This is a genomic window from Deltaproteobacteria bacterium (assembly GCA_016930875.1).
In the GTDB taxonomy this organism is placed as follows: Bacteria; Desulfobacterota; Desulfobacteria; order Desulfobacterales.
Genome location: JAFGFW010000012.1, coordinates 1 through 21,359, shown reverse-complemented (window position 1 = coordinate 21,359; position 21,359 = coordinate 1). Strand labels below are relative to the sequence as shown.

Sequence of the window (21,359 nt, the reverse complement as noted above, 5' to 3'; positions counted from 1 at the left end):
TCGAACGTCGAACATCGAACGTCCAACGTCGAATGAAAAACGAATATCCAATACCGAACATTCAACCTGTCGAGAGCCTCAAGGTCGAGCGATTGGACGTTCGATGTTCGATGTTCACTATTTTGTAACCGTGAACGGTTACAAAATAATTTAGCAAAAGAACCCTCGTGTGTCAATCTATCTGGCGCAAAGCACGATGTTATGGGACTTCTTGCGCTTACGAAGGACATACGGATGGCGAGAGAGGGACAAAAGGCCTTGCACCCCTGGAGGGATTTTTTCGTGGGTCCCGATGACTAGATACCCGCCTTGATCCAAAGCGTTCACCACCTTCTGAAAAGCGGGCGCTTTCAGAGCCTCCTCGTAATAGGTCAAAAGGTTGTTTCTCAAAAAGATAAGTTGAAACCCGGCGCCGGGAGGATCGGATAACAGGTTGTGGAGCTGCCAGATAACCCGTTCTTTTAGATATTGGGAAACTGCGTAGCGCTTTCCCTTTTTCATGGTCTTGAAATAGACGTCTCGTATTGCCTCCGGCACCTCTTTTAAGCTACTGCGGGCATAGACGCCGGCCCGGGCTTTGTCGAGGTATACCGGATTCATATCGGTTGCCCATATTTCGAGCTCTGGTTGAGGCCCGAAACGACCCTCAATAGCCTGCCAAAGGATCTTTAGAGTATAGACCTCCTCTCCGCACGCACAACCAGCAGACCAGACTCTTACTGTCCCGGCGTGATCTCTGATGATTGATGGTATTATTTCGTTTTCAAGGGTTTGCCAAAGCCCCCTGTCACGAAAGAAACGGCTGACGGAAACAGTCATCAGGCGTTCACAGTCTTGGCTTGCCTCCTGGTTTTGATCCAAAGCCGAAAGATATCCCTCCATACTTCGACAGCCCAACTGCTTCATGTGGCGCACAATGCGCTTCTTGACCCCTTTTCTCACCCTGCGGTAACCATCCCAGGAGAGCCCGAAGTGATTAAGGAGTTGACGAAACTGGTGATCATCCATAAGGTATTGGCCTCAAACCAAACGTGGCACAGAATCACAGGATTCATATCAGAGGCTCAAAGCAAATAAAAGAGAGGTTGTTTCTTGCAACTCAATCCCCGTTACACAGGATCTTATGTAGCCATGGCGTGCGGCCTTGGCATGGCGATTTTTGGACATATTTTTTTCAGGTCCGTCACGGCCTCTGCGGGCGAATTAGTTCTATACGGCGCGCTCCTGTGCCATGCCCGCAAGCGACAGCGATTTCAATCAAACGGGATGTGGCTCACTCTCGAGGTATATGCAGGCCTGTCAATAGTGTGGATGGTTATTAACATTTTGAAGATCCAGGTGTGGAGATGGCATCCCTTGGCCTTCGGGCTAACGCCGCTTGTAGTAATCGGAGCGTATTTAGTCGCTCTCCTGGGGAAAAGGTCATCTGAGGAAAAAGGTGACAGGGACTTAAGCTGCGGGTTAAAGACAAAACGGATACCGTTGATCATAACTGCCGTAGCCGTGTGGGCCATACTTAATATTTATGTCTTTCCTGGATTGCAGATTATGACGTGACTGAGCGGTTTCTGCAGGGTGGGACTACCCTGAGTCAGGAGACATGCAATTGCCTGAAAACAATAGGATACCCGAAGAGGTCAAAAGCATTCACCTAATCGCAACCTGTGGAACAGGTATGGGGGCGCTTGCCGGGATGCTCAAAGAAGCGGGATTTGAGGTGACCGGTTCGGACCATCACGTTTATCCTCCCATGAGCGTCTTTCTCTCACAGCTCGGCATCGAGATCTTTGAAGGATTTCGGCCGGAAAACCTTGCTCATCGGCCCGATCTCGTCGTCGTGGGTAACGCGGTTTCAAAAGACAATCCCGAGGTCGCGGCCATGTTTGAATTGGCGATTCCCTATTGCTCTTTGCCCCAGGCCCTGAATCGATTCTTTATGACCGGCAAGGGAGCCTTGGTAGTGACCGGGACCCACGGAAAAACCACGACGTCTGCCTTGCTGGCGTGGGTCTTGGCCATGGCAGGCCTGAATCCTGGTTTTATGGTGGGAGGTATCCTGAAAAACTTCGGTCGCAACTATAATGTTGGCGGTGGCGCCTATTTTGTCGTGGAGGGAGACGAATACGACACAGCCTTTTTTGACAAGGGCCCGAAATTTCTCCACTACACGCCATCTCGGGCAATTCTTACGAGCATTGAATTTGACCATGCGGACATATACCGGGACCTGGCCCATGTGAAGAACTCCTTTTCTGATTTTATTGCGGCCATGCCACAGGAGGCTATGCTGGCAGGCTACGATGGCGACCCTGTTGTGAGAGAACTCTTGACTCAGGCCCCGTGCTGGACGGCATTTTACGGCCCTGGGGAAAGATCGCCATGGCGGCTTGAAAATATGCGCTCTGATTCACCGTGGACGCGTTTCGAAGTGACAAGACGTGGAACACACTTCGGGACTTTCAAGACACATCTCATAGGCCGCCACAATGTCTTGAATGCCCTTGCCGCTATTGCGGTGGCTGACGACTTAGGGATTCCAGCAGATGTCATCTCCAGGGCGCTTGAAACGTTTGAGGGAGTCAAACGGCGTCAGGAGGTCCGCGGGATCAAGAACGACATTATTGTGATGGATGACTTTGCCCATCATCCCACGGAGGTTAAGGAAACCGTTGCCGCAGTGAGTTCTTTTTATTCTGACAAGAGAATTGTGGCTGTTTTCGAACCACGAACGAACTCCAGCCGGCGCAGAGTCTTTCAAGACAGATATCCGGAATCCTTTGACATGGCGGATCTAGTCTGCATCCGAAAGCCACCGCTGCTGGATAAGATCCCTGTTGAAGAGCGCTTTTCATCAGAGCAACTGACCCAGGAGCTTCAAGACCGAGGAAAAGAGGCTCACTACTTCGCTGATACGGAAGCCATCATCGACTATCTCGTTGGTGTGGCACAGCCCGAAGATGTGATCCTCATTATGTCCAACGGCGGCTTTGATAACATTCATGAGAGGGTGTTGGAAAGACTCTAGGAGGCTATCCGAGAATGGGTATTTCCCGCAATCTCTGCGTCAGACTCAGATTTTAATCCTCAAAATACTCAATGTATTCCTGCGGTTAAAATCTTCGTCTTCCTTGACCTTGCAAGAAATCTCTCATTCTCGGACAGCCTCCTAGATTTTGAGTGGGTCGAGTTTCTGAAGCGCCCGCCATAATGCTTTGGAATTGTGGCATATGATCGAAAGGCAGGTTCGCAACCGGTCCACATAAACTGTTGCACAACTCGATAACCCAAAAGTCATCATCTCGACATGGCTTTTTCCTTGACACTCAAGTCCACTTATCCCATAGTGCCTTGATTGCTAAGGGCTTTATATCTTTGTCATATCCTTTTTTCGAAAGGAGTATCATTGCTGCAGAGAGTCGGGGAGCAATAAGAGCCGTTTTCCCAGCCCGAAGCCGTCCCGATGAATGAGGTGCAGTATGTCCACATCCGAAGCATTTATCATACCGGATGATAAAACAAAGCGTCTAACCTATTCCACCGATACGAAAATAGTCGTAATGTCTGACATGCATCGGGGTGATGGAACAGGATCGGATGACTTTGCCCACAATTCGCTCATCTTCAAATGCGCCCTTGATTACTACCTGGATAAAGGTTTTACCTATATCGAACTGGGAGATGCCGAGGAGTTATGGGAGAATAAGGCCTTCGATCAGATCTACATAACCCATACTTCAATATACGACAAGCTGAAGGGCTTTCATGATTCCAATACTGATCGAACGCGTTATGTGAAGATATGGGGCAATCATGATCTAGACTGGAAGGACGATCAGGCCCGGCTGAAAAGACTGTTTCAGGACATTGAAGTGTACGAGTGTGTGGTTCTGGACGGGCCCAAACGTATTCTTCTATTGCACGGTCATCAGTTTGATCCAACTTGTCACGGCACTGGGAGCCAGTTCAGCAAGTTCGTTGTACGTCATTTGTGGCAGCGTCTTCAGCGATGCGGTTTTAGGGATCCCACAAGAGCGGCAAACAACCCAGGGAAGTCAAATGAGGTTGATAACAGGCTTTACAACTGGGCCAAGGAGAACGACCAAGGCGTTGACGTGGTAATTGCCGGTCACACCCATCGCCCTGTCTACGAAAACCTCACGCTCACAGAACGAAGACTCAAAGAATCCAGTATTGGGACTCCAGGAATCAAACAGAAGCTCGGTCCTGACCCAGTCTATTACAACACCGGCTCTTGTGTTCATCCGCGCTGCATCACAGGCATCGAGATAACCTTTGAAAATCAGGAACCTGGGTTCAGGTTGATCAAATGGGCCTTTCACGCCAATCAAGGATCAAAGCTGGACGTTTCAAAACCTCCGGAGGAATACAACCTGGCTATTAAGAGATCTGTTTTGGAACAAACAAAAGCATGAAGTGCGACATGATCAGAAATTCATCGTGTTGCTCAGTATGTCGACGGCGGATGGCGGGATGTCCCGGCTCCGCCGGCTCAACATCCGAGGGAAAGGGGAGAAAAGATGGGCGATACGCAGTTTGATCCCGTAAACACCAATTTATCTTATGATCAGGCTAAGGTTTTGTTTGAAACATACATAAAGGAGCCCTGGATACGTAAGCATTGCAGGGCATCGGAGCTGATCATGCGCGGGTTGGCGAGACACTTTGGCCAGGACGAAGAACAATGGGGGATCCTGGGACTGCTCCACGATATAGATTTTGAAGAGACAAAGGATGACCCGGTCAATCATTGCGTGCCTGCCAGAGGTATCTTGAGCGATGCCGGTGTTTCTGATGAGGCCATAGAGATCATCTGTTCCCATGCGTGGGGGACTGAGTGCGGTGGGGGAAACGTAGGAGACAAAAAAAGAACAAGAAACATAGAGCATGTCCTTGTTGCCGCAGAGACTGTCACCGGATTGATATCTGCCGCAGCCCTGATGACGCCTGACAAGAAGCTTGCCGGCGTGAAAGTGAAGTCATTGAAAAAGAAGTATAAGAGCAAGGGGTTCGCGCGAAATTGCAATCGGGAGTTTATGGCCGAAATAGAAAATACAGGGCTCGATCTGAGCGAGTTTTTTGGTATCGCCATCGGCGCCATGCAGGAAATAAGTGATGAATTGGGGTTGTGAGGGTAGTACAAAGCCGCAGGCGAACGAAAATAGTCACTTTTCAGATTACAATGACCTTGCCCACGCCCCCCTCAACCCATTTTTCGGGGTAGAGCCTCTTTATCTCCGATTTGTGTTGGGTGCAGTGACACGCGCACACCTGCTGTATGTCTTTGAGAAGATCAAATTCACGAAACCCGTGTAAGCCTCCGATGAGTGCATAGACCTCGCCATAGCGAGAAGCGGCCTGCAAAATGGGGCCAACCCCAGGATGGGAACAGCCTGCAATCACAACCAATCCCTTTTCGGTTTTAACGACAAGGGATTGCTCTATTCCCATGAGTTCACCGGTTAAGAAAATGTTTTCAGAGATCTGCAAGGCTTGCCTGACCACAATAACCTCTCTGCCAGGAAAAGATGGGCAAAAGGATGCGGGCACATAAAGGATGGCCGCGTCATTCACTTTCATCAATTCCGCGAGTCCGCCCGTGTGATCCCAGTGGGCGTGAGAGATAACCACGACGTCAGGGGTGGAAGGATCAATACCCAGCTTTTCCATATTGCGCAAGAGAATGGCGCCATTAGTGCCGGTATCAAACAGGATGGTTGGGTTTTTTTCTATTTCGACATAGCAAGCAAATCCCCAGTCAGGTTGGAGGTCTTTTCTGTAGAGCGTGTTGTCATAAACCAGAGTCATTTTCATTTTCTTACCCTCCTTTTATGCTTTATCAAAGCGCCTTAAGCGACCATAGCCTGGCTTGTGTCAGCTTCGGCTTTTGTAAGGATGATCGAGTGATCCGCACAGGATTTCATGGCTTTTCGCCCCGCAATTGAAAAGCAGGTCAAAGGCAGAGAGGTCGTGGACAAAATTCCCCCAAAGCTGAGGGTAAACAGGGGATGGGGGTGTGTAAAAATGTAACTCGATGCCTGCCTCCGCGAATAGCCTAACGTCGAGATATTTTCTTGTGGCACTCTGGGCCAGGTAGCCTGATGCTTGCATTCTTCGACAAATTTTTATCAATAGCTCGTTTGCCTTGCCGGAAATACCCAATTCGGATTGCGATATCAAGGGGGTGTTGATCCTTAGATGTTTTTTCAAGTATTGGATGACCATCAGGTTCAGATCAACCAGTTTTTCAAATTTTCCGGAAAATATCTCCTCCACCACAAAAAGATGCTCCCGGAAGTAAGGGGCATTGACATAGGAGGTTTTCAGACTGGTAAGGCGCTTTTCCCTCCAGTTGCCTTCATAACATATTCGCACTTCGTTAATTTTCTGCAGGCCCAGGCCTTTTTTCCATACTGGGATGGTGATCCAGAGGGTGCCCTGGTCATTCTTGAAACGATTTCTGCTGACCCACGTTGTTCTCAGTGGGAATTGAACGTCATCCAGGATGACCATGACATCTGAAAGATACGCCTTGTGGAAAAAGGCTGGAAAGGGAGAGAAAAAGGGCTGATACGTTGATACGATCATCAGGTTCTCTGCATGCTTTGGTTGACATCAGAAAAGCCCCTGCAGTTTCCTTTAGTTACAGCATTAGCACACGCAGTATTTCATGTCATTTCTTTTTTCTTATGATCCATCGGTATCTGGGATAATAGATGTACCTATCTTTCCATGGGGACGTGCCGAAGAGATGGTAGCGGTAGAGGCACCTTCGTTTTTTTCTCCTATAGGTTGACTCCCAGAGGTCGATAAACACGAAGCGCGCCAGTTTCCTAAAGAGACCTTTTTTTTGTTTGCCTGTGACATGCATTTTTTCTGCTGGCCCTGCCGTTGAATCTCTGTGAAACAATGTGAAGATCAATGAAGCCACCAGTGTCCGGATCAGTTAATCATATACTATTATAATACCTCACAGGCAAAAGGCCAAGGGCGGGTGCTGGGGGAAACGGTGTTGACTATGTTGCATTAGTATGATGTGAGTATTTTCGTAAGGCGGGACTCGAAATGAAGAGTTGAAGACACTCTTTACGAATGCATCAGGTTTGGTACGAGAAATCCCCATGACGACGTTCAGACTTTTTACCAGCAACAGGTTGGAGATCCTGGTTGAGGCCTTGGCAGAGGTTTTAAGGACACCTCTGGCATCACCCCTGGACCAAGAAATCATTGTTGTTCAGAGTCAAGGCATGGAGCGCTGGGTCTCCACGGAACTTGCCCTGCGGCATGGTATCTGCGCAAACAGCAGGTTTGCCTTTCCCAATGCCTTTGTCTACGAAATATTCCGCAAAGTTCTGCCTGATCTTCCCGAACGATCCCGTTTTGATCCCAATGTAATGACCTGGAAGATCATGAAACTGCTCCCATCCTGCATCACGAGGCCGGGCTTTGAGAGCCTCATGATCTATCTGGGAGATGCCGGCGGGCATCTCAAGCGTTTCCAGCTTTCTGAGCATATTGCCGATACCTTTGATCAGTACCTGCTTTTTCGTCCGGAAATGATTCTCCGGTGGGAAAAAAACAAGGAAGAACACTGGCAGTCCGAGCTCTGGAGAGAATTGGTCAAAGGAGATGAAAAGGGCCATCGTGCCCGACTCGGAAAGGCTTTTTTGGAAGCGGTCGCAAAATCCCGCACTGAGACAAAGGATCTTCCCGAAAGAGTCTCTGTTTTCGGGATTTCCGCTCTTCCCCGGTTTCACATGCAGGTCCTTGCCGGGATATCACGTCTAACCCAGGTGAACCTTTTTCTTATGAATCCCTGCACGGAGTATTGGGGTGATATCCTCTCTGATTGGGAGATGAAAAGGACGATAGATAGAGACCGCACTGAAGACTCTGCCGTAGAAGATCTCCATCTAGAAAAAGGAAACAACCTCCTGGCATCCATGGGGACGCTGGGCAGGGATTTTTTTGATTTAGTAAGCGAGTTCAACTGCGAGGAAGTTCCGTCCTTTCAGGAGCCTGGCGAGGATACCCTTCTTTTGTGCCTTCAATCCGACATTATGAATCTCCGGGACAGGGGTCAAGGATCAGACAGGAAAAAAGTCATTCAGCAAGATGACACTTCCATCCAGATCCATTCGTGCCACAGTCCCATGCGTGAAATAGAGGCGCTGTACGACAGGCTTCTCGAGATGTTTGAAAAGGATCCCGGCCTGTTGCCCAAGGATATTTTGGTAATGACGCCGGATATTGAAACGTATGCCCCCTATGTCCAGTCCGTGTTTGACTTACCGGCTGATGACTCCAAGAGGATTCCTTTTAGCATCGCAGATCGAAGTGTCAGAAAAGAGAGCCAGATTATTCATACATATCTTGCAATTCTGGACCTCTTCGGCAGCCGTTTTGGCGCCTCGCAGGTTCTTGCCATTCTGGAATCGCAGACAGTGCAGCGAAGATTCGGTTTGTCGGAGGCAGATCTTGATCTTATTTGCAGATGGGTGGAGGACACTCGGATAAGATGGGGAATCGACGGTGAAAGCCGCAGCAAATTTGGCCTGCCGGCCTTGCCGGAAAACACGTGGAAGGCCGGCCTGGAAAGGCTCCTGCTGGGCTATGCCATGTTCGGGCAGGGCGAAAAGATGTTCGGTGGTCTCCTCCCATACGACAACATAGAAGGCAGTGAAGCCTTGGTGTTGGGGAGATTTCTCGAATTCTCCGAAGCGCTTTTTTCCCATGTTGCTTCTCTTGATCGACCACGCACCCTGGATCAGTGGTCCAAGGTCCTGACAGGGCTCCTTGAACGATTCTTTTTGGCGGATGAAGATTCAGAGAGTGAAATGCAAATCATACGTCACACCCTCCGGGATCTGGGTGACATGTCAGCCTCTGAGCGGTCAGGTTTTGATGAAGAGATTGATATCGACGTCATCAGGTGGCATTTGGGTAATCGCCTTGAAAAAGAAGGCTTCGGGTTCGGTTTCATTGCCGGTGGCATTACCTTTTGCGCTATGTTGCCCATGCGAAGCATTCCCTTCAAGATCATCTGTCTTTTAGGAATGAACGGAGATGCCTATCCGAGGCAGTCCAAACCACTGAGTTTTGATCTTATAGCACAAGACCCAAAACCGGGTGACCGCTCTCGCCGGCATGACGACAGATATCTTTTTCTGGAAGCAATACTGTCGGCAAGGGAAAAACTATATATCAGCTATGTAGGGCAAAGCATCCAGGATAACAGTCTTATTCCTCCATCCGTTCTGGTTAGCGAACTCATGGACTACATCGACCAGGGCTTTGAGGCGCCAAGGGAAAAAATCCTGGACCAGATTGTCACCAGGCATCGCCTGCAGGCATTCAGTCCGGAGTATTTCAAGAAGAATGAAAAACTGTTCAGCTATTCCGAGGTTAACTTCCGGGCGGCCCGGTGCATCCTGGAAGCTCGGGAGGCTCCTGTGCCGTTTATTTCCAAAGGCCTGTCTGATCCGCAAGAGGAATGGAAAACCGTTGATCTGGAGCAGTTGTGCAGGTTCTTTGGCAATCCGGCGAAATTCTTACTCAACAGGCGCCTCGGGATTCATCTTGAGGAAAGGACCTCGATCCTGGAGGAGAGGGAGTCTTTTGACATTAAGGGCCTGGAAAGATATCTGCTTGAGCAGAACCTGGTGGAACAGGAGTTCTCAGGACGCAACCTCAAGGACTTTTTGCCAATGACAAAGGCCTCAGGGCGGCTCCCGCACGGAACCGTGGGAGAATGCGTATACGACAACCTGAGCAAGGGGGTTAAAGCTTTCGTGGGAAAAACAGAGCCTTACATGCGGGGAGCAAAACTTGAGCCTCTGGAAGTAGATCTTCGCATATCAGGTTTCAAGGTGATCGGGAGAATCGATACCATCTGCCGGGAAAAGTTGATGCAATACCGCTATGCAAGACTAAAGCCCGGAGATCGTCTCAAGGTGTGGATTCATCATCTGGCGCTTAATAGCCTCAAGGATACTGACTATCCTCGGACCAGCATGCTGACGGGCTTGCGCACTAAGGGTCGGGAATCCGAGTGGGCGGCCTGGGAATATTTGCCGGTGGAAGAGAGCGAAGAGATCCTGGCCGAACTCCTGGAACATTACTGGCAAGGGCTAGTTAAGCCTGTGCACTTTTTCCCGAGGTCTTCCTGGACATACGCTCAGATGTTGTTGGAGAGGGGCAAATCCGATGAGGATGCCTTGGATAGCGCCCGCAGGACTTGGACGGGAAACGACTACAACCCGGGTGAGTGCAACGATTTCTATTATCAATTATGTTTTGGAAACGCCGATCCCATTGATTCGGAATTTCAGCATATGGCACAAGAAGTGTTCGGACCGCTGATCAAGCACCAGAGGGAGAAGTAAATATTCGCGCCCAGGACGTGGCTTTGATCTGCCCCTTGAAGGGGGCCGGACGCTTCGCAAACTCATGAATGCCTGAGATTGGAAATGCCTAAAATTAAAAATGCCTAAAATTGCGGTGCCCCTTCGGCGGGTCAATTTCGATAAACGAGTCCTATCCGCTCCTGGCTTGTGGAGTATAATACAGACGCACCGCATCTCAGCATGAGATTTCTAAGATGGCAACATACATTACTTTTAGGCATTTTAGCGCATTTTAGGCACGTTAGGCATTTCGATGGAACGAAGTATGGCAGAGCCAACGACTCTTTCAGCCGTCCGCCTGCGGGCCGTAGCCTTCGGCGGAGAGCTCGTAGCCAAGGCTACTTCCCGGCCTTCGTAGCCGTTGCCACTTCGGCGGAGTAGGCTGGCGAAGTCGGCGACCTGGCCCGAAGAACCAGGTTTCGTGAACTGAAATGAAGGGCTTCGACATTCTTAACGATCCCCTTGAAGGGACCAACCTGACTGAGGCCAGTGCAGGCACGGGGAAGACCTATGCCATCTCCGGGCTCTTTCTCAGGCTTGTGCTGGAGAAGAATCTTTCCGTAAACCAAATACTCGTGGTTACCTTTACCGAAGCCGCCACAGAGGAGTTAAAAGAGAGGATTCGCAGCAAACTGCGCGGCGCCATGGAGGCATTTTCCAGGCGAGGGAGTGAAGATGTCTTCCTGGACCATATGGTGAAAAAACATGGCGACCCAGGGACCGCACTGAGAAGTCTCAGGGAAGCGCTCCGGGGATTCGATCAAGCTGCCATATTTACCATACATGGCTTCTGCAGGAGAATGCTCCACGAGAACGCTTTTGAGAGCGGCAGCCTGTTTGACACGGAACTGGTGACTGACCAGGAGAATCTCAAGAGGGAAGTTGTTGATGATTTCTGGCGCAAGCACTTCTACAATGCCTCATCTCTTTTTGTTCATTATGCCATCAACGCCAAACTCAGTCCGGATGGCCTCCTATCTCTTCTTGGGAATTCGGTGGCCCAGCCATATCTGAAGATTATCCCTCAGGTTGAAACGAGCCCAGGTTTGACTTCGTATCCTGATTCTTCCTTGCAGGAAAAGGAGTTTCGTGAATGCTTCAGAGAAGTCCGTGGCGCCTGGCCATCTTCAAGAGACGAGGTGGAAGATATTCTTGCGACCAATGAAGGTCTAAACAGGAACAAATACAGAAAGGCCAATGTTGCCGGCTGGATTCAGGGCATGGACGATTATGTGGCGTCTGGGGGAGACAATCCGGCATTATTTAATGGCTTTGAGAAATTTACCTCAATAGAACTAAAAGGGGCAGTCAAGAAAAACCATAGTCCTCCGACTCATGCTTTTTTTGAACTCTGTGAAAACCTGAAAGACAGGCAGGAACAACTCGCAAGGGTTTTTGAGCAGCGCCTCCTTGGACTGAAGGCCGCCTTATTTCATTATGTCCAAGATGAGCTTTCCAGGAGAAAAGAAGAAAAAAACATACAGTTTTTTGATGACCTTTTGTTTAAACTCCACCGGGCACTGGAGGAAAAGGGTGGGGGAGAGCTTGCAAGGGCCATGAGGATGAAATTCAGGGCCGCCTTGATAGATGAATTTCAGGATACGGATCCGATTCAATATGCCATTTTCAGGAAAGTCTTTGACGCCAAAGATAGTATCCTCTTTCTTATTGGCGATCCCAAACAAGCCATATACGGTTTTCGTGGCGCTGATATCTTTGCCTACATGGACGCAGCGCAAAATGTGGAATCAAGATACACCCTGCTTGAGAACTGGCGGTCCGAACCTGACTTGATAAGCGCGATAAACACTATCTTTGCCGGCGTAGACCATCCCTTTGTCTATGATAAGATCACATTTCAAGGGGCTGTTGCGGCAACAAGGAAAGACCCTGAGCTTCTGAGCATAGATGGAAAATCCGAACCGCCTCTGCAGTTGTGGTTTGTGGATGCAGAAAAAATTACAGGGCTCGAAAAGCCGGTTGCCAAGACACAGGCACGGGAACTGATCTCAACGGCTGTGGCGGCGGAGATCTCACGACTTCTCAGTCTCGGAAGAAACAACAAGGCGATCTTGGGAAAGAGAGCCCTTAAGGAAGGAGATATCGCTGTCCTTGTGCGGAGAAACGCTGATGCGCGTCTAATGCAAAGAGCCTTATCTGTGCTTAAGATTCCAAGCGTTCTTTGCAGCACGGGAAACCTATTTGATTGTCATGAAACCCTGGAAGTCGGGAGGGTTCTGGCAGGCATTGCTGAACCGAATCGTGAGAAGTTTCTGAAAGCGGCCCTGGCAACGGATATGATAGGCATAAGGGGAGAGAGTTTGGATGGTCTCATGAGCGATGAATGCGCATGGGATGAGTGGCTTGTTAGATTCAAGCGGTATCATGACGTGTGGGAGGATAACGGTTTTATTCGAATGTTCCGCCAGTTGCTCTTAGAAGAAAATATCTTGCCCCGCCTTATGTCGTTTCCTGATGGAGAACGCCGCAATACTAACTTGCTGCATCTTTCAGAAGTCCTTCATCAGGCATCCATTGACAAAAAGCTGGGCATGGCAGGGCTTTTGAAATGGCTTTCGGAACAAAGAGATTCAAATACTGCTGGATCGGAGGAACACCAACTGCGTTTGGAAAGCGATGAGAATGCCGTTCAGCTCGTAACTGTCCACAAGAGCAAGGGGCTTGAATATCCTGTCGTATTTTATCCCTTTGCATGGGACGGCTCCAGGATCAGGAGCGCAAAAGACCCTTTTACTTTTCATGATGAGACAGACAAGATGAGGTTGACTCTTGACCTGGGCTCTGAAGGCATGGATGCAAACCGCATGTTTGCTGAAAAGGAACAACTGGCAGAGAATGTGAGGCTGCTCTATGTTGCCCTGACCAGGGCAAAGAACCGCTGTTATTTGGTCTGGGGTCGTTTCAATGATGCTGAGACCTCTGCCCCGGCTTATCTGCTTCATCAGCCGGTATCACGGGAAGGGGAAGATATTGTAGGCGCTGTTGGAGAAAGGTTCAGCAGCTTAAATGATAAAGACGTACTTGAGGATCTAGAGACTATCCAGGCTAAAGCCGGCGGGACCGTCAATCTGTCTGAAATACCGCTGGAAGCAGGCAGAGAGTGTGCGCCGTCTCAGCTTGAGAATGTAAAACTCACTTGGCGGAAATTTTCCGGAAACATAGATCGTTCCTGGCGTATCTCGAGTTTTTCGTCTCTGGTATCTAAGCAGCGGCACGGCGCGGACCTGGCTGATCATGATGCAACAGGCCTGCCTGCCCGGCATCGGTCCGGCAAGGAGGGCGGCCCTGAGGCCTATGATCAGATGATTCTTGAACGATTGAACATTCAAGAAGAGCCTTCGGGTATTTTTGCCTTTCCCGGGGGGACAAAGGCAGGGACCCTAATGCACGACATATTCGAGCACCTGGATTTTGCACAAAGAGATTCCACTATGATGGAACAAGTAGTGGCAGATAAACTCCAAGTATACGGCTTTGAGATCAGATGGCAGAAAACGCTCTGCGATATGATCAAGAAAACGCTGTCTCTTCCCCTTGACCGTGACCGCAAGGATTTTATTTTATCACGCATTGAGAACAAAGATCGGCTAAACGAGTTGGAGTTTTATTTTCCGTTGAAATTCGTCTCGCCGAAAAAATTGAAAATCATATTTGCAAAGCACGCATGCCCTGAACTTCCTGCCGACTTTCCTGAACGTATTGAACGGCTCGCCTTTGCACCTGTCAGGGGGTTCATGAAAGGATTCATGGATATGGTTTTTCAGTTCGAAGGCCGATTCTACCTCGTGGACTGGAAATCAAACTTCCTTGGCAGCAGGGTCGAGGATTATGGTCAAGGGGCGTTGGCGGCAGCAATGGAAGAGGGGTTCTATGTGCTGCAGTACTACATCTACACTCTGGCCCTGCATCAGTACTTGCGGTTGCGCCTTCCCGGCTATTCATACGAGAAGGATTTTGGCGGAGTCTTCTACGTTTTTCTCAGGGGAGTGGATCCGGACAGGGGGATGGATTTTGGTATTTTCAGGGACAGGCCGCCTGCGGAATTGATAAATGAGTTGTCCAAAAACCTGATAGATCATGAATAGGAAAGATCAGAGTCGTCTTTACGATAGCGGGATACTTTCTGAACTTGACATGCACTTTGCCAGGTTCATTGCCAGGCTTGATGGCACAGGCGCCCCGGAGCTGTTTTTTGCAGCGGCTCTTATAAGCAGTTACACCAGACAGGGTCATATCTGCATCGACCTTGAGAGCAAATTGGGGCCTGACGACTTAAAGACATTGCACTTCGTTTCCGGCGTGGCAGGAGAGCAATTGCTGGATGGAGAAGATGCAGGCGGGGCAGTTGTTCGCCCGGAATTGAGCGATTGGCCTGATAAGCTAAGAAGAAGCCCGGTGGTTGGGAAACCGGGAGAATTCAAGCCCCTGATTCTGGATGACAGATCTAGACTCTACCTGTACCGCTACTGGGATTATCAACAAGAGCTGGCGAGCTTGATCAGGGGACGTGTTAGCGCAGATATGGAAGATATTGACGTTACGATCCTTAAGAAAGGCTTGGAGCGGCTATTTGGCGCAAGGCTGCGCCAAGCAGCTTCAAAGACATGCACTCCGCATCCTGCGGACCAGGCCGAAGACACAGACTGGCAGAAGGTAGCTGCCTTTGCGGTATTGGTGAAAAGATTCTGTATTATTTCCGGGGGACCCGGAACCGGTAAGACCACAACAGTTGCAAAAATCCTCGCACTGGTCCTGGAACAGCCCAAGTCAAAAAAGCTTCGAATAGCCCTTGCCGCGCCCACGGGAAAGGCTGCTGCCAGGTTGCAGGAAGCGATCAAAGGTTCCAAGGAGAAACTCGATTGTCCGGAAAACATCAAGGAAGAGATGCCAGAGGAGGCTTCAACTATACACCGGCTCCTTGGAAGCATTCCGGATTCTCCCTATTTTCGTCATAACGCGCAAAATAGGCTGCCTGTTGATGTAGTAGTAGTGGACGAAGCCTCGATGGTGGATTTGGCCTTGATGTCAAAACTCATCCAGGCTCTTTCTTCGAAAGCCCGGCTGATTCTTCTGGGAGACAAAGACCAACTCGCTTCCGTGGAGCCGGGCGCTGTTCTCGGGGATATATGTGATACAGGCAATGTCCACAGCTTTTCAGGGGGTTTTTTGAGTGACCTGAAGAAGATCACCGGATATGATGTCCGTACACAGCCGGGGGGCGAAGATGGATCAGGCATTCAGGACTGTATTGTCCAGCTCAAGAAGAGCTTTCGCTTTGGGCGCGATAGCGGCATAAATGCGGTAAGTCATGCAGTAAATGCGGGAGATGCTGATCTTGCCGTAACCCTTCTAATGGACGGAAAACATGGTGATATCAAGTGGAAAGACCTGCCCCCGCCCGCTGCTTTGCCTTTGGCCATCAAGGATGCAGCCATAAAAGGGTTCAAAGATTACTTAAGGGCCAGTGACATCCGGCAGATCTTTCATTTATTTGATCGATTCCGAATCATGTGTGCACTCCGGAAGGGTCCCTACGGCGTGATTGCCTTAAACTTTCTGGTCGAGCAAATCCTTGGCGAGGAAGGGCTGATAGAACCTGACAGCACGTGGTATCCTGGCCGCCCTCTATTGATTACCAGAAATGATTATAACCTGCGACTATTCAATGGTGATGTGGGGATAGTGCTTCCGGATTCCGCAGAAAATAATGATCTTCGCGCCTTTTTCCCGACTGCAGACGGCATGGTGCGCAAGTTTAGTCTTCTCAGGCTCCCGGAACACGAGACCGTATATGCCATGACCGTTCACAAAAGCCAGGGCTCGGAGTTTGACAAAGCGCTTCTGCTTTTGCCTGACAGGGACTCGCCGGTATTGACAAGGGAGCTCATATATACCGGCATCACTCGCGCAAGAAAGAGCGTTGAGATATGGGGCAGTGAGAATGTATTTCGCAGCGCAGTCTTAAAGGGCATCAAACGCACGTCCGGGCTGCGTGACGCGCTGTGGATGGATCAAGAGTAACTCAAAAACGGGCTGTACGGTTGCCATAAGCATAAATACTGACCCGTTTCTCATCTATTAGGGCAATCTATTGCGTCCCTAAGCTCATTCAAAAATCTTTTCAAGATTAATTCTGGAAATCTTCATATGAACTAATTGTTCTGCCGACATTCACCTCTTTATGCTGCAATATGTTGAATATCTCCATAAGCAGTGTCATCAAGCTGACTGATCTCCCAGCTATTTTGTAAATTTAGCCAAAACTGAGGACTGCCTCCAAAGGCCTTTGAAAGCTTCATTGCCATTTCTGCACTTATGCCTCTTTTACCACGGCATATTTCATTAATTGTTTTCGGTAACACCCCGATATGTTTTGCAAGTGCTGTTTGAGTGAGACCTACCTCCTCAAGCTCATCTCTTAAAACTTCACCGGGATGTACAGGGGTGTAATGTACTTCATTCATTTTGTGGCTCCTTCATATTTTTAATGGTAGTCGACTATCTCGACATCCACTGCATTTTCTTTTTCCCATTTAAAACAAATCCGGTACTGATCATTTATTCGGATGCTGTATTGACCTTGTCTATCCCCTTTCAGTTTTTCAAAACGATTTCCTCGTATTTCCTGTAAGTCTTGCATTGAGGTAACAGCTCCCAAACGCGCTAGTTTTATCTGGGCTTTCCGGTGCAATTCCTTGGGAAGGGTTCGGAAAGACTCTCTGGTGGCTCTACCGTAATTTATGTCTTCCGTTACTTTGTTCTTAAAATTTCGAATAGCCATTTGAAACCTTCAGAGATTTATAACCATTATACCGGACTCCGGTAAGGTGGTCAATAGGTAATTCCAAGAAAACTCGAAGGTTAATATCGAGTGGATGTATGTGATAGTATATATTTGGAATTACGTCAAAATATTCGAGAATGGGGACGCTGAAAGAAAGAATGAAGAATGGGGACTCTGGTAAAAAAGTAACAAAACTTTATTCGATTAATTGCAACCCATTTTCGCGGGCAATGGCTTTCCCCCTTTCGATCGAGAACCCCACGCCAGGCTGACTGCTCTGTCTGCCGTGCCGGCAAAGGCAGGCCAAGAGCAGAAAAGACCCCTTGCCTTCACTTATGAATATCTTTCGACGCTCGATTCCACGGATCATGATGTGATGCAGGACACCGGGTGCCTGCCCGCCATGGCGAGGCTCAGGCGATGCGGGCGGGCGTCAAGGCGGGCCTGTCTTGGCATGGGATCTATTTCGCGTTTACGCTTTCCTTTGTCAACTTACTTTGTTACCAGCGTCTCCATTCCTCAACCCAATGTGGAATGCGGATATCGACACGACATCAAAGCTATGCGAGAGCGGTCTCACAGTGTAGATGGATGACAGAAAGTTGTGTCGGGGGAATTTGGTTTTCGGATGAAGATCTACAAATGAGAGTTATACCCGGAGAATCCTGATCCTCTGGATGCAGGATGCTGAAATCTATGTTTTTTCTGGAATGCGGTGTTATTGCAGACATTGTCAGTTTAGATGGATTTGGAACAGCCACAATATGTAGACATAGAAAAAGCGAAGCTGTTTCTAATTAGCTAGGGTCTGGACGAGTAAAAATCGCGTTCAAATATTTGCTTGTACAACTTTTCGTATTCAACCTTTGATCTGGGGCGATTGTGGGTGCCAAAAGGAACATAAGGATTGAAACTCATTGTTCTTATCCAGTCTGCAAGCTCAAATTGCGGGTCTAGGTCACGTTTCTGAATCTCGCGATATATCCAGATTTCGCATGCTGTCGATCCCCCCTTAAATTTCGAACTGTGGTGCAAAAGAACAATACCTCTTATCAGAGCGAGTAAGTCTTGATCTGAAAGCTTGACAACATATATCACCCAATCCTGAAGAGGCAATGTGACGTGGCTCATGGTCTTACCCATCTCATCAATCAGCATCGCAGCATGATCTTCGCCTTGACCATGCACCCTCCCGAGTGCGATTATTTTCCCAAGATCTTTATTAGATATGTACGCCATTCCAACACCATCTAAAGAAGGCAGATAGTCCTTCATGGGCCTCCTGCCAGTCATGCTGTATTTGTCTGATCGATTGCAGATCGCTTGCTGCAAGACTGTCGAAAATCCTGCAGAGATTTTCCCATCTATCAGAAGGGTGTCGCCTAGCGCCATACATACAAACGTAGAGCTGTCTATCAATTTGAGCGTTTCGATCGCCAGCAAATTCTTGGAGTATTTTAAAAACTCCTTCGCGGAAATCACGTCTCGATACGGCTGCATAGTAGACGATGAAGATCTTTTTTGCATTTCCAGACATTGAAAGGATATTAAACAGGGCTCGTTTGTATAGGCTCCAGTAGTCTTTTAGCCGAATCGCCTGTTCTCCCGGCACATTGTAAAGGTTCATGGTCGCAGTCACTGACACTGGTCCATATCCGGTGGTCATGACATACGTCGGCGTTCCTTGGCTGCAACGATTGGCCTCTTCATTCGCTTCTCTGATAACGGTCGTGCGTTGTTGACTAAAAAAACCATTCAGCAAAGGTCTTGTTTCCGGGCTATAAGCCATCGGTCGTAGAGCACCACATTCTGGTTTTCCGTCTCCAACCAGCATGATCCTGTAGCCCCCTCGCGCGTCAAGGCCAGATTCCACGTAATCATCATTTGTGAATACAGGAGGGCTGTAATCATGCTGGAATGCCTCAGAAAAGCCAAACCCACAAGAAAGAGTGGATTCGCTGGTCGTGTTTCGCTGACATTGTCCCGGTGCAGCCGAAAAAAGAATCTCCTCGACTCTCTCCGGGGTCATCTGCGTGGCCTCAGCAGCGAGGTTAATGGCCTTCACGTATTGAAGGTAGCTGGTCAGATTTCGTTCGACCAGAATTTCGATTCCGAACAAACTCGCCGCACTCTGCGAGGTTGTAGCATCCTTGATCAACGCTATCGGGTGCTCTGAAGAAACTACTTTCGCAAGAAAATAGAGAATCTTTGAGAAGAATGATTCACCCAGTCCTCGAATATGGTTTTCTCCGCACCAGTATCCATAGCCATCCTTGAGGTTGTGCTTCGTTATTGCATGGAAAGAATTGATAGTGTTGGACGCCAATTGTAATGATCTATTCTCAACGATTCGCTTGACTCGATAGGATCCATATCCCTGTGAGGCGTAACCCCAAAGCAAGACTAGAGTCGCAAACTTCGTTGCATCATTACTGGTTGGGGATGCGGCAAAAAGTCGCGCCCCGAGAGCCACTAGCGTTTTTTTCGAAATCGTGAACTGTTCGTCAACTTGAAGGGCATCGACATCTGTGGAGGTGAGAGTGTGTTCGGAACCAGCTAATTGAAGAACGTCGTTAATTTCATTCTTGGTGTATCGCGTGCCGAATTTCATATCGTAGATATATTCAAACGGCGAGAGTTCCGCCAAAGTATAAGATCCCGATCGGATTTGCTCTACTTCGTTTGCAGTGAGCACCAAATTTGCCCCTTAAATGAGTCTTGGAACGGTTACATGTGGGTATAGAAAACCTGCATCAGCAGCCAATGCCCTTGGCAGGGTCTGAGAAAGAACGCGCCAGGATTAATTATCTCAAGCCGAACAGGCAAAATCATAGATAACTTCGCCACTATGTTTTGGCTAAAATCAAGGCAACATCTGGCTATTTTATTTTTTGGAAATTGTTTGGGTTAGGTGTACCATGATGGCGCTTGCGATACTTAAAACCCAAAACATAAGCAGTATTGATTAAAAAGATGACATATCAGACTGCTTCCTCTTTCACAGAACCTGGGCCAGCGCATGGTCTGAAGGACTTCTTCGTTGGACCGCAGATAGGGCAGTGCCACTCGTCCTGTAGGTCTTTGAACAAAGTTCCCTTGTCAACCTTCCCCTTTTTATCTCCTCGGTCCGGGTCGTAAAGATAACCGCAGTTGACAGTTTGGCACTGATACACTTCTTCTGGTTTTGACATGTTTGCCTCCTTGTAGGACGGATTATTTCTTGGCCTTCTTATCGTACCACTTCTGTAAACCCAAGCTCTTGGAAACGTCAACTCGAAAAGTCAAAACACCAGATATAGTGGGTCAACTCAGGCAGGCGAAAACACAGATAACTTGCCAACCACTTTAATCCTTAGCCCATGATTTTATTGTAGATATCACACCAACTCCCATTTGGAAACCAAAAAGGAGCTGTAGATGTATCAGTCAGATATTGGTGTCAAAAAACATGGGTTGTCAAAACACAGTGTGCCTTGCACCAGCTTTACAGAGACAACACTGAATTTTATTAAAGGTCTCATTTGGCGATAGGAAACATCGGCACTGTGAGGACTTCTATCAGCAAGGCGGGGATTTATCAAGACGTTGGGGAATTGTGAAGGTAAGGGAATCCTAATGGGGAATGAACAAGGCGGATTGTCGCTTATGCATTGCCGATCAGATGAGTTCTGCTTTTGTGATAGACACTTAGGGCTCGCGCAAAAACAACTTCACATTTCGGCATCTCAGCTTCAGCCCATCTTTGACCGATGCCTCATTACCAAACTTCTCGAAATAGCTCGCTATTCCTGCGGTTTTGCTCAATCGGATCGGCGAAATCCGAACCAAATTTGAGCGCCAACTCTGCGAACTTATTTTTGCGCGAACCCTTACTGTAGCAATCTTGTAACTTACGCCTGCATTCATTTCCATTCTGCACGCCGCACTACCAGCACACCTGCTGCTATCATTTCGCGAACAGCAGATTCAACGGCGGACAATCCACCATACATTGGAGTACTTATGAAATTGCTTGTACGCGCTCCGGATAAACTCAAATCTACAACCACTTGAAGCTTTTGGTCTCTAAAATGGTCCTGTGTTTCAATTGAAGATATTCGTAGACAGCTATTCAATGTGCACCCTCCCAT

16 protein-coding genes are annotated in these 21,359 nt (G+C 48.5%); 7 read left to right on the top strand and 9 right to left on the bottom strand.

Annotated features, from left to right (window positions below):
* Positions 1–177: 177 nt before the first annotated feature.
* Positions 178–1,008: a protein-glutamate O-methyltransferase CheR gene (locus tag JW883_00925; GenBank protein MBN1840833.1), complete on the bottom strand. Its 831-nt coding sequence runs from the start codon at positions 1,006–1,008 to the stop codon at positions 178–180.
* Positions 1,009–1,092: 84 nt separating this feature from the next.
* Here JW883_00925 and JW883_00920 point away from each other — a divergent pair, with 84 nt between their 5' ends.
* The 4 genes from JW883_00920 to JW883_00905 all read left to right on the top strand — a co-directional run bounded on the left by JW883_00920 (position 1,093) and on the right by JW883_00905 (position 5,150).
* The gene (locus tag JW883_00920) at positions 1,093–1,557 is read left to right on the top strand and encodes a hypothetical protein (GenBank protein MBN1840832.1); all 465 of its coding nucleotides are present in this window, start codon (positions 1,093–1,095) and stop codon (positions 1,555–1,557) included.
* Positions 1,558–1,600: 43 nt separating this feature from the next.
* Entirely contained in the window at positions 1,601–3,025 is a 1,425-nt protein-coding gene (mpl, locus tag JW883_00915; GenBank protein ID MBN1840831.1) for a UDP-N-acetylmuramate:L-alanyl-gamma-D-glutamyl-meso-diaminopimelate ligase, read from the top strand.
* Between the two features lie 451 nt (positions 3,026–3,476).
* Positions 3,477–4,433, top strand: a complete 957-nt coding sequence (locus tag JW883_00910) for a metallophosphoesterase family protein (GenBank protein MBN1840830.1) — start codon at positions 3,477–3,479, stop codon at positions 4,431–4,433.
* 105 nt (positions 4,434–4,538) lie between these two features.
* Positions 4,539–5,150 carry a hypothetical protein gene (locus JW883_00905; GenBank protein MBN1840829.1) on the top strand — a complete coding sequence of 204 codons (612 nt, stop codon included), beginning with the start codon at positions 4,539–4,541 and terminating at the stop codon, positions 5,148–5,150.
* Positions 5,151–5,190: 40 nt separating this feature from the next.
* Here JW883_00905 and JW883_00900 read toward each other — a convergent pair whose 3' ends face one another.
* The gene (locus JW883_00900) at positions 5,191–5,832 is read right to left on the bottom strand and encodes an MBL fold metallo-hydrolase (protein MBN1840828.1); all 642 of its coding nucleotides are present in this window, start codon (positions 5,830–5,832) and stop codon (positions 5,191–5,193) included.
* Between the two features lie 60 nt (positions 5,833–5,892).
* On the bottom strand, positions 5,893–6,606 hold the full coding sequence (locus JW883_00895; protein ID MBN1840827.1) for a WbqC family protein: 714 nt from the start codon (positions 6,604–6,606) through the stop codon (positions 5,893–5,895).
* Positions 6,607–7,139: 533 nt separating this feature from the next.
* Here JW883_00895 and recC point away from each other — a divergent pair.
* The 3 genes from recC to recD all read left to right on the top strand — a co-directional run bounded on the left by recC (position 7,140) and on the right by recD (position 16,466).
* Positions 7,140–10,403 carry an exodeoxyribonuclease V subunit gamma gene (gene recC, locus JW883_00890; protein MBN1840826.1) on the top strand — a complete coding sequence of 1,088 codons (3,264 nt, stop codon included), beginning with the start codon at positions 7,140–7,142 and terminating at the stop codon, positions 10,401–10,403.
* Positions 10,404–10,855: 452 nt separating this feature from the next.
* Entirely contained in the window at positions 10,856–14,530 is a 3,675-nt protein-coding gene (recB, locus tag JW883_00885; protein MBN1840825.1) for an exodeoxyribonuclease V subunit beta, read from the top strand.
* Complete coding sequence (gene recD / locus JW883_00880; protein MBN1840824.1) at positions 14,523–16,466, top strand: exodeoxyribonuclease V subunit alpha; 1,944 nt, start codon at positions 14,523–14,525, stop codon at positions 16,464–16,466. Before recB ends, recD begins: the two co-directional genes overlap by 8 nt.
* A gap of 158 nt (positions 16,467–16,624) precedes the next feature.
* Here recD and JW883_00875 read toward each other — a convergent pair whose 3' ends face one another.
* From JW883_00875 to JW883_00850, 6 genes are all read right to left on the bottom strand, one after another.
* Positions 16,625–16,909 (bottom strand): HigA family addiction module antidote protein, encoded by a 285-nt coding sequence (locus JW883_00875; GenBank protein ID MBN1840823.1) that lies wholly within the window; start codon positions 16,907–16,909, stop codon positions 16,625–16,627.
* A gap of 20 nt (positions 16,910–16,929) precedes the next feature.
* Entirely contained in the window at positions 16,930–17,226 is a 297-nt protein-coding gene (locus tag JW883_00870; protein ID MBN1840822.1) for a type II toxin-antitoxin system RelE/ParE family toxin, read from the bottom strand.
* 804 nt (positions 17,227–18,030) lie between these two features.
* On the bottom strand, positions 18,031–18,504 hold the full coding sequence (locus JW883_00865) for a hypothetical protein (protein MBN1840821.1): 474 nt from the start codon (positions 18,502–18,504) through the stop codon (positions 18,031–18,033).
* Complete coding sequence (locus tag JW883_00860) at positions 18,452–19,924, bottom strand: hypothetical protein (GenBank protein ID MBN1840820.1); 1,473 nt, start codon at positions 19,922–19,924, stop codon at positions 18,452–18,454. Before JW883_00860 ends, JW883_00865 begins: the two co-directional genes overlap by 53 nt.
* 286 nt (positions 19,925–20,210) lie before the next feature.
* Positions 20,211–20,420, bottom strand: a complete 210-nt coding sequence (locus JW883_00855; protein ID MBN1840819.1) for a rubredoxin — start codon at positions 20,418–20,420, stop codon at positions 20,211–20,213.
* A 711-nt stretch (positions 20,421–21,131) separates the two neighbouring features.
* Positions 21,132–21,359, bottom strand: a 228-nt coding sequence (locus tag JW883_00850) for a hypothetical protein (protein ID MBN1840818.1), incomplete at its 5' end; no start/stop codon positions are given.

Excerpts from the sequence above, each read along its gene's own strand:
- JW883_00855 (MBN1840819.1), bottom strand. The coding sequence starts at position 20,420 with ATGTCAAAACCAGAAGAAGTGTATCAGTGCCAAACTGTCAACTGCGGT.
- recB (MBN1840825.1), top strand. The coding sequence starts at position 10,856 with ATGAAGGGCTTCGACATTCTTAACGATCCCCTTGAAGGGACCAACCTG.
- JW883_00895 (MBN1840827.1), bottom strand. The coding sequence starts at position 6,606 with ATGATCGTATCAACGTATCAGCCCTTTTTCTCTCCCTTTCCAGCCTTT.
- JW883_00870 (MBN1840822.1), bottom strand. The coding sequence starts at position 17,226 with ATGGCTATTCGAAATTTTAAGAACAAAGTAACGGAAGACATAAATTAC.
- JW883_00865 (MBN1840821.1), bottom strand. The coding sequence starts at position 18,504 with ATGAAGGACTATCTGCCTTCTTTAGATGGTGTTGGAATGGCGTACATA.
- JW883_00900 (MBN1840828.1), bottom strand. The coding sequence starts at position 5,832 with ATGAAAATGACTCTGGTTTATGACAACACGCTCTACAGAAAAGACCTC.
- mpl (MBN1840831.1), top strand. The coding sequence starts at position 1,601 with ATGCAATTGCCTGAAAACAATAGGATACCCGAAGAGGTCAAAAGCATT.
- JW883_00905 (MBN1840829.1), top strand. The coding sequence starts at position 4,539 with ATGGGCGATACGCAGTTTGATCCCGTAAACACCAATTTATCTTATGAT.
- JW883_00875 (MBN1840823.1), bottom strand. The coding sequence starts at position 16,909 with ATGAATGAAGTACATTACACCCCTGTACATCCCGGTGAAGTTTTAAGA.
- recD (MBN1840824.1), top strand. The coding sequence starts at position 14,523 with ATGAATAGGAAAGATCAGAGTCGTCTTTACGATAGCGGGATACTTTCT.
- recC (MBN1840826.1), top strand. The coding sequence starts at position 7,140 with ATGACGACGTTCAGACTTTTTACCAGCAACAGGTTGGAGATCCTGGTT.
- JW883_00925 (MBN1840833.1), bottom strand. The coding sequence starts at position 1,008 with ATGGATGATCACCAGTTTCGTCAACTCCTTAATCACTTCGGGCTCTCC.
- JW883_00910 (MBN1840830.1), top strand. The coding sequence starts at position 3,477 with ATGTCCACATCCGAAGCATTTATCATACCGGATGATAAAACAAAGCGT.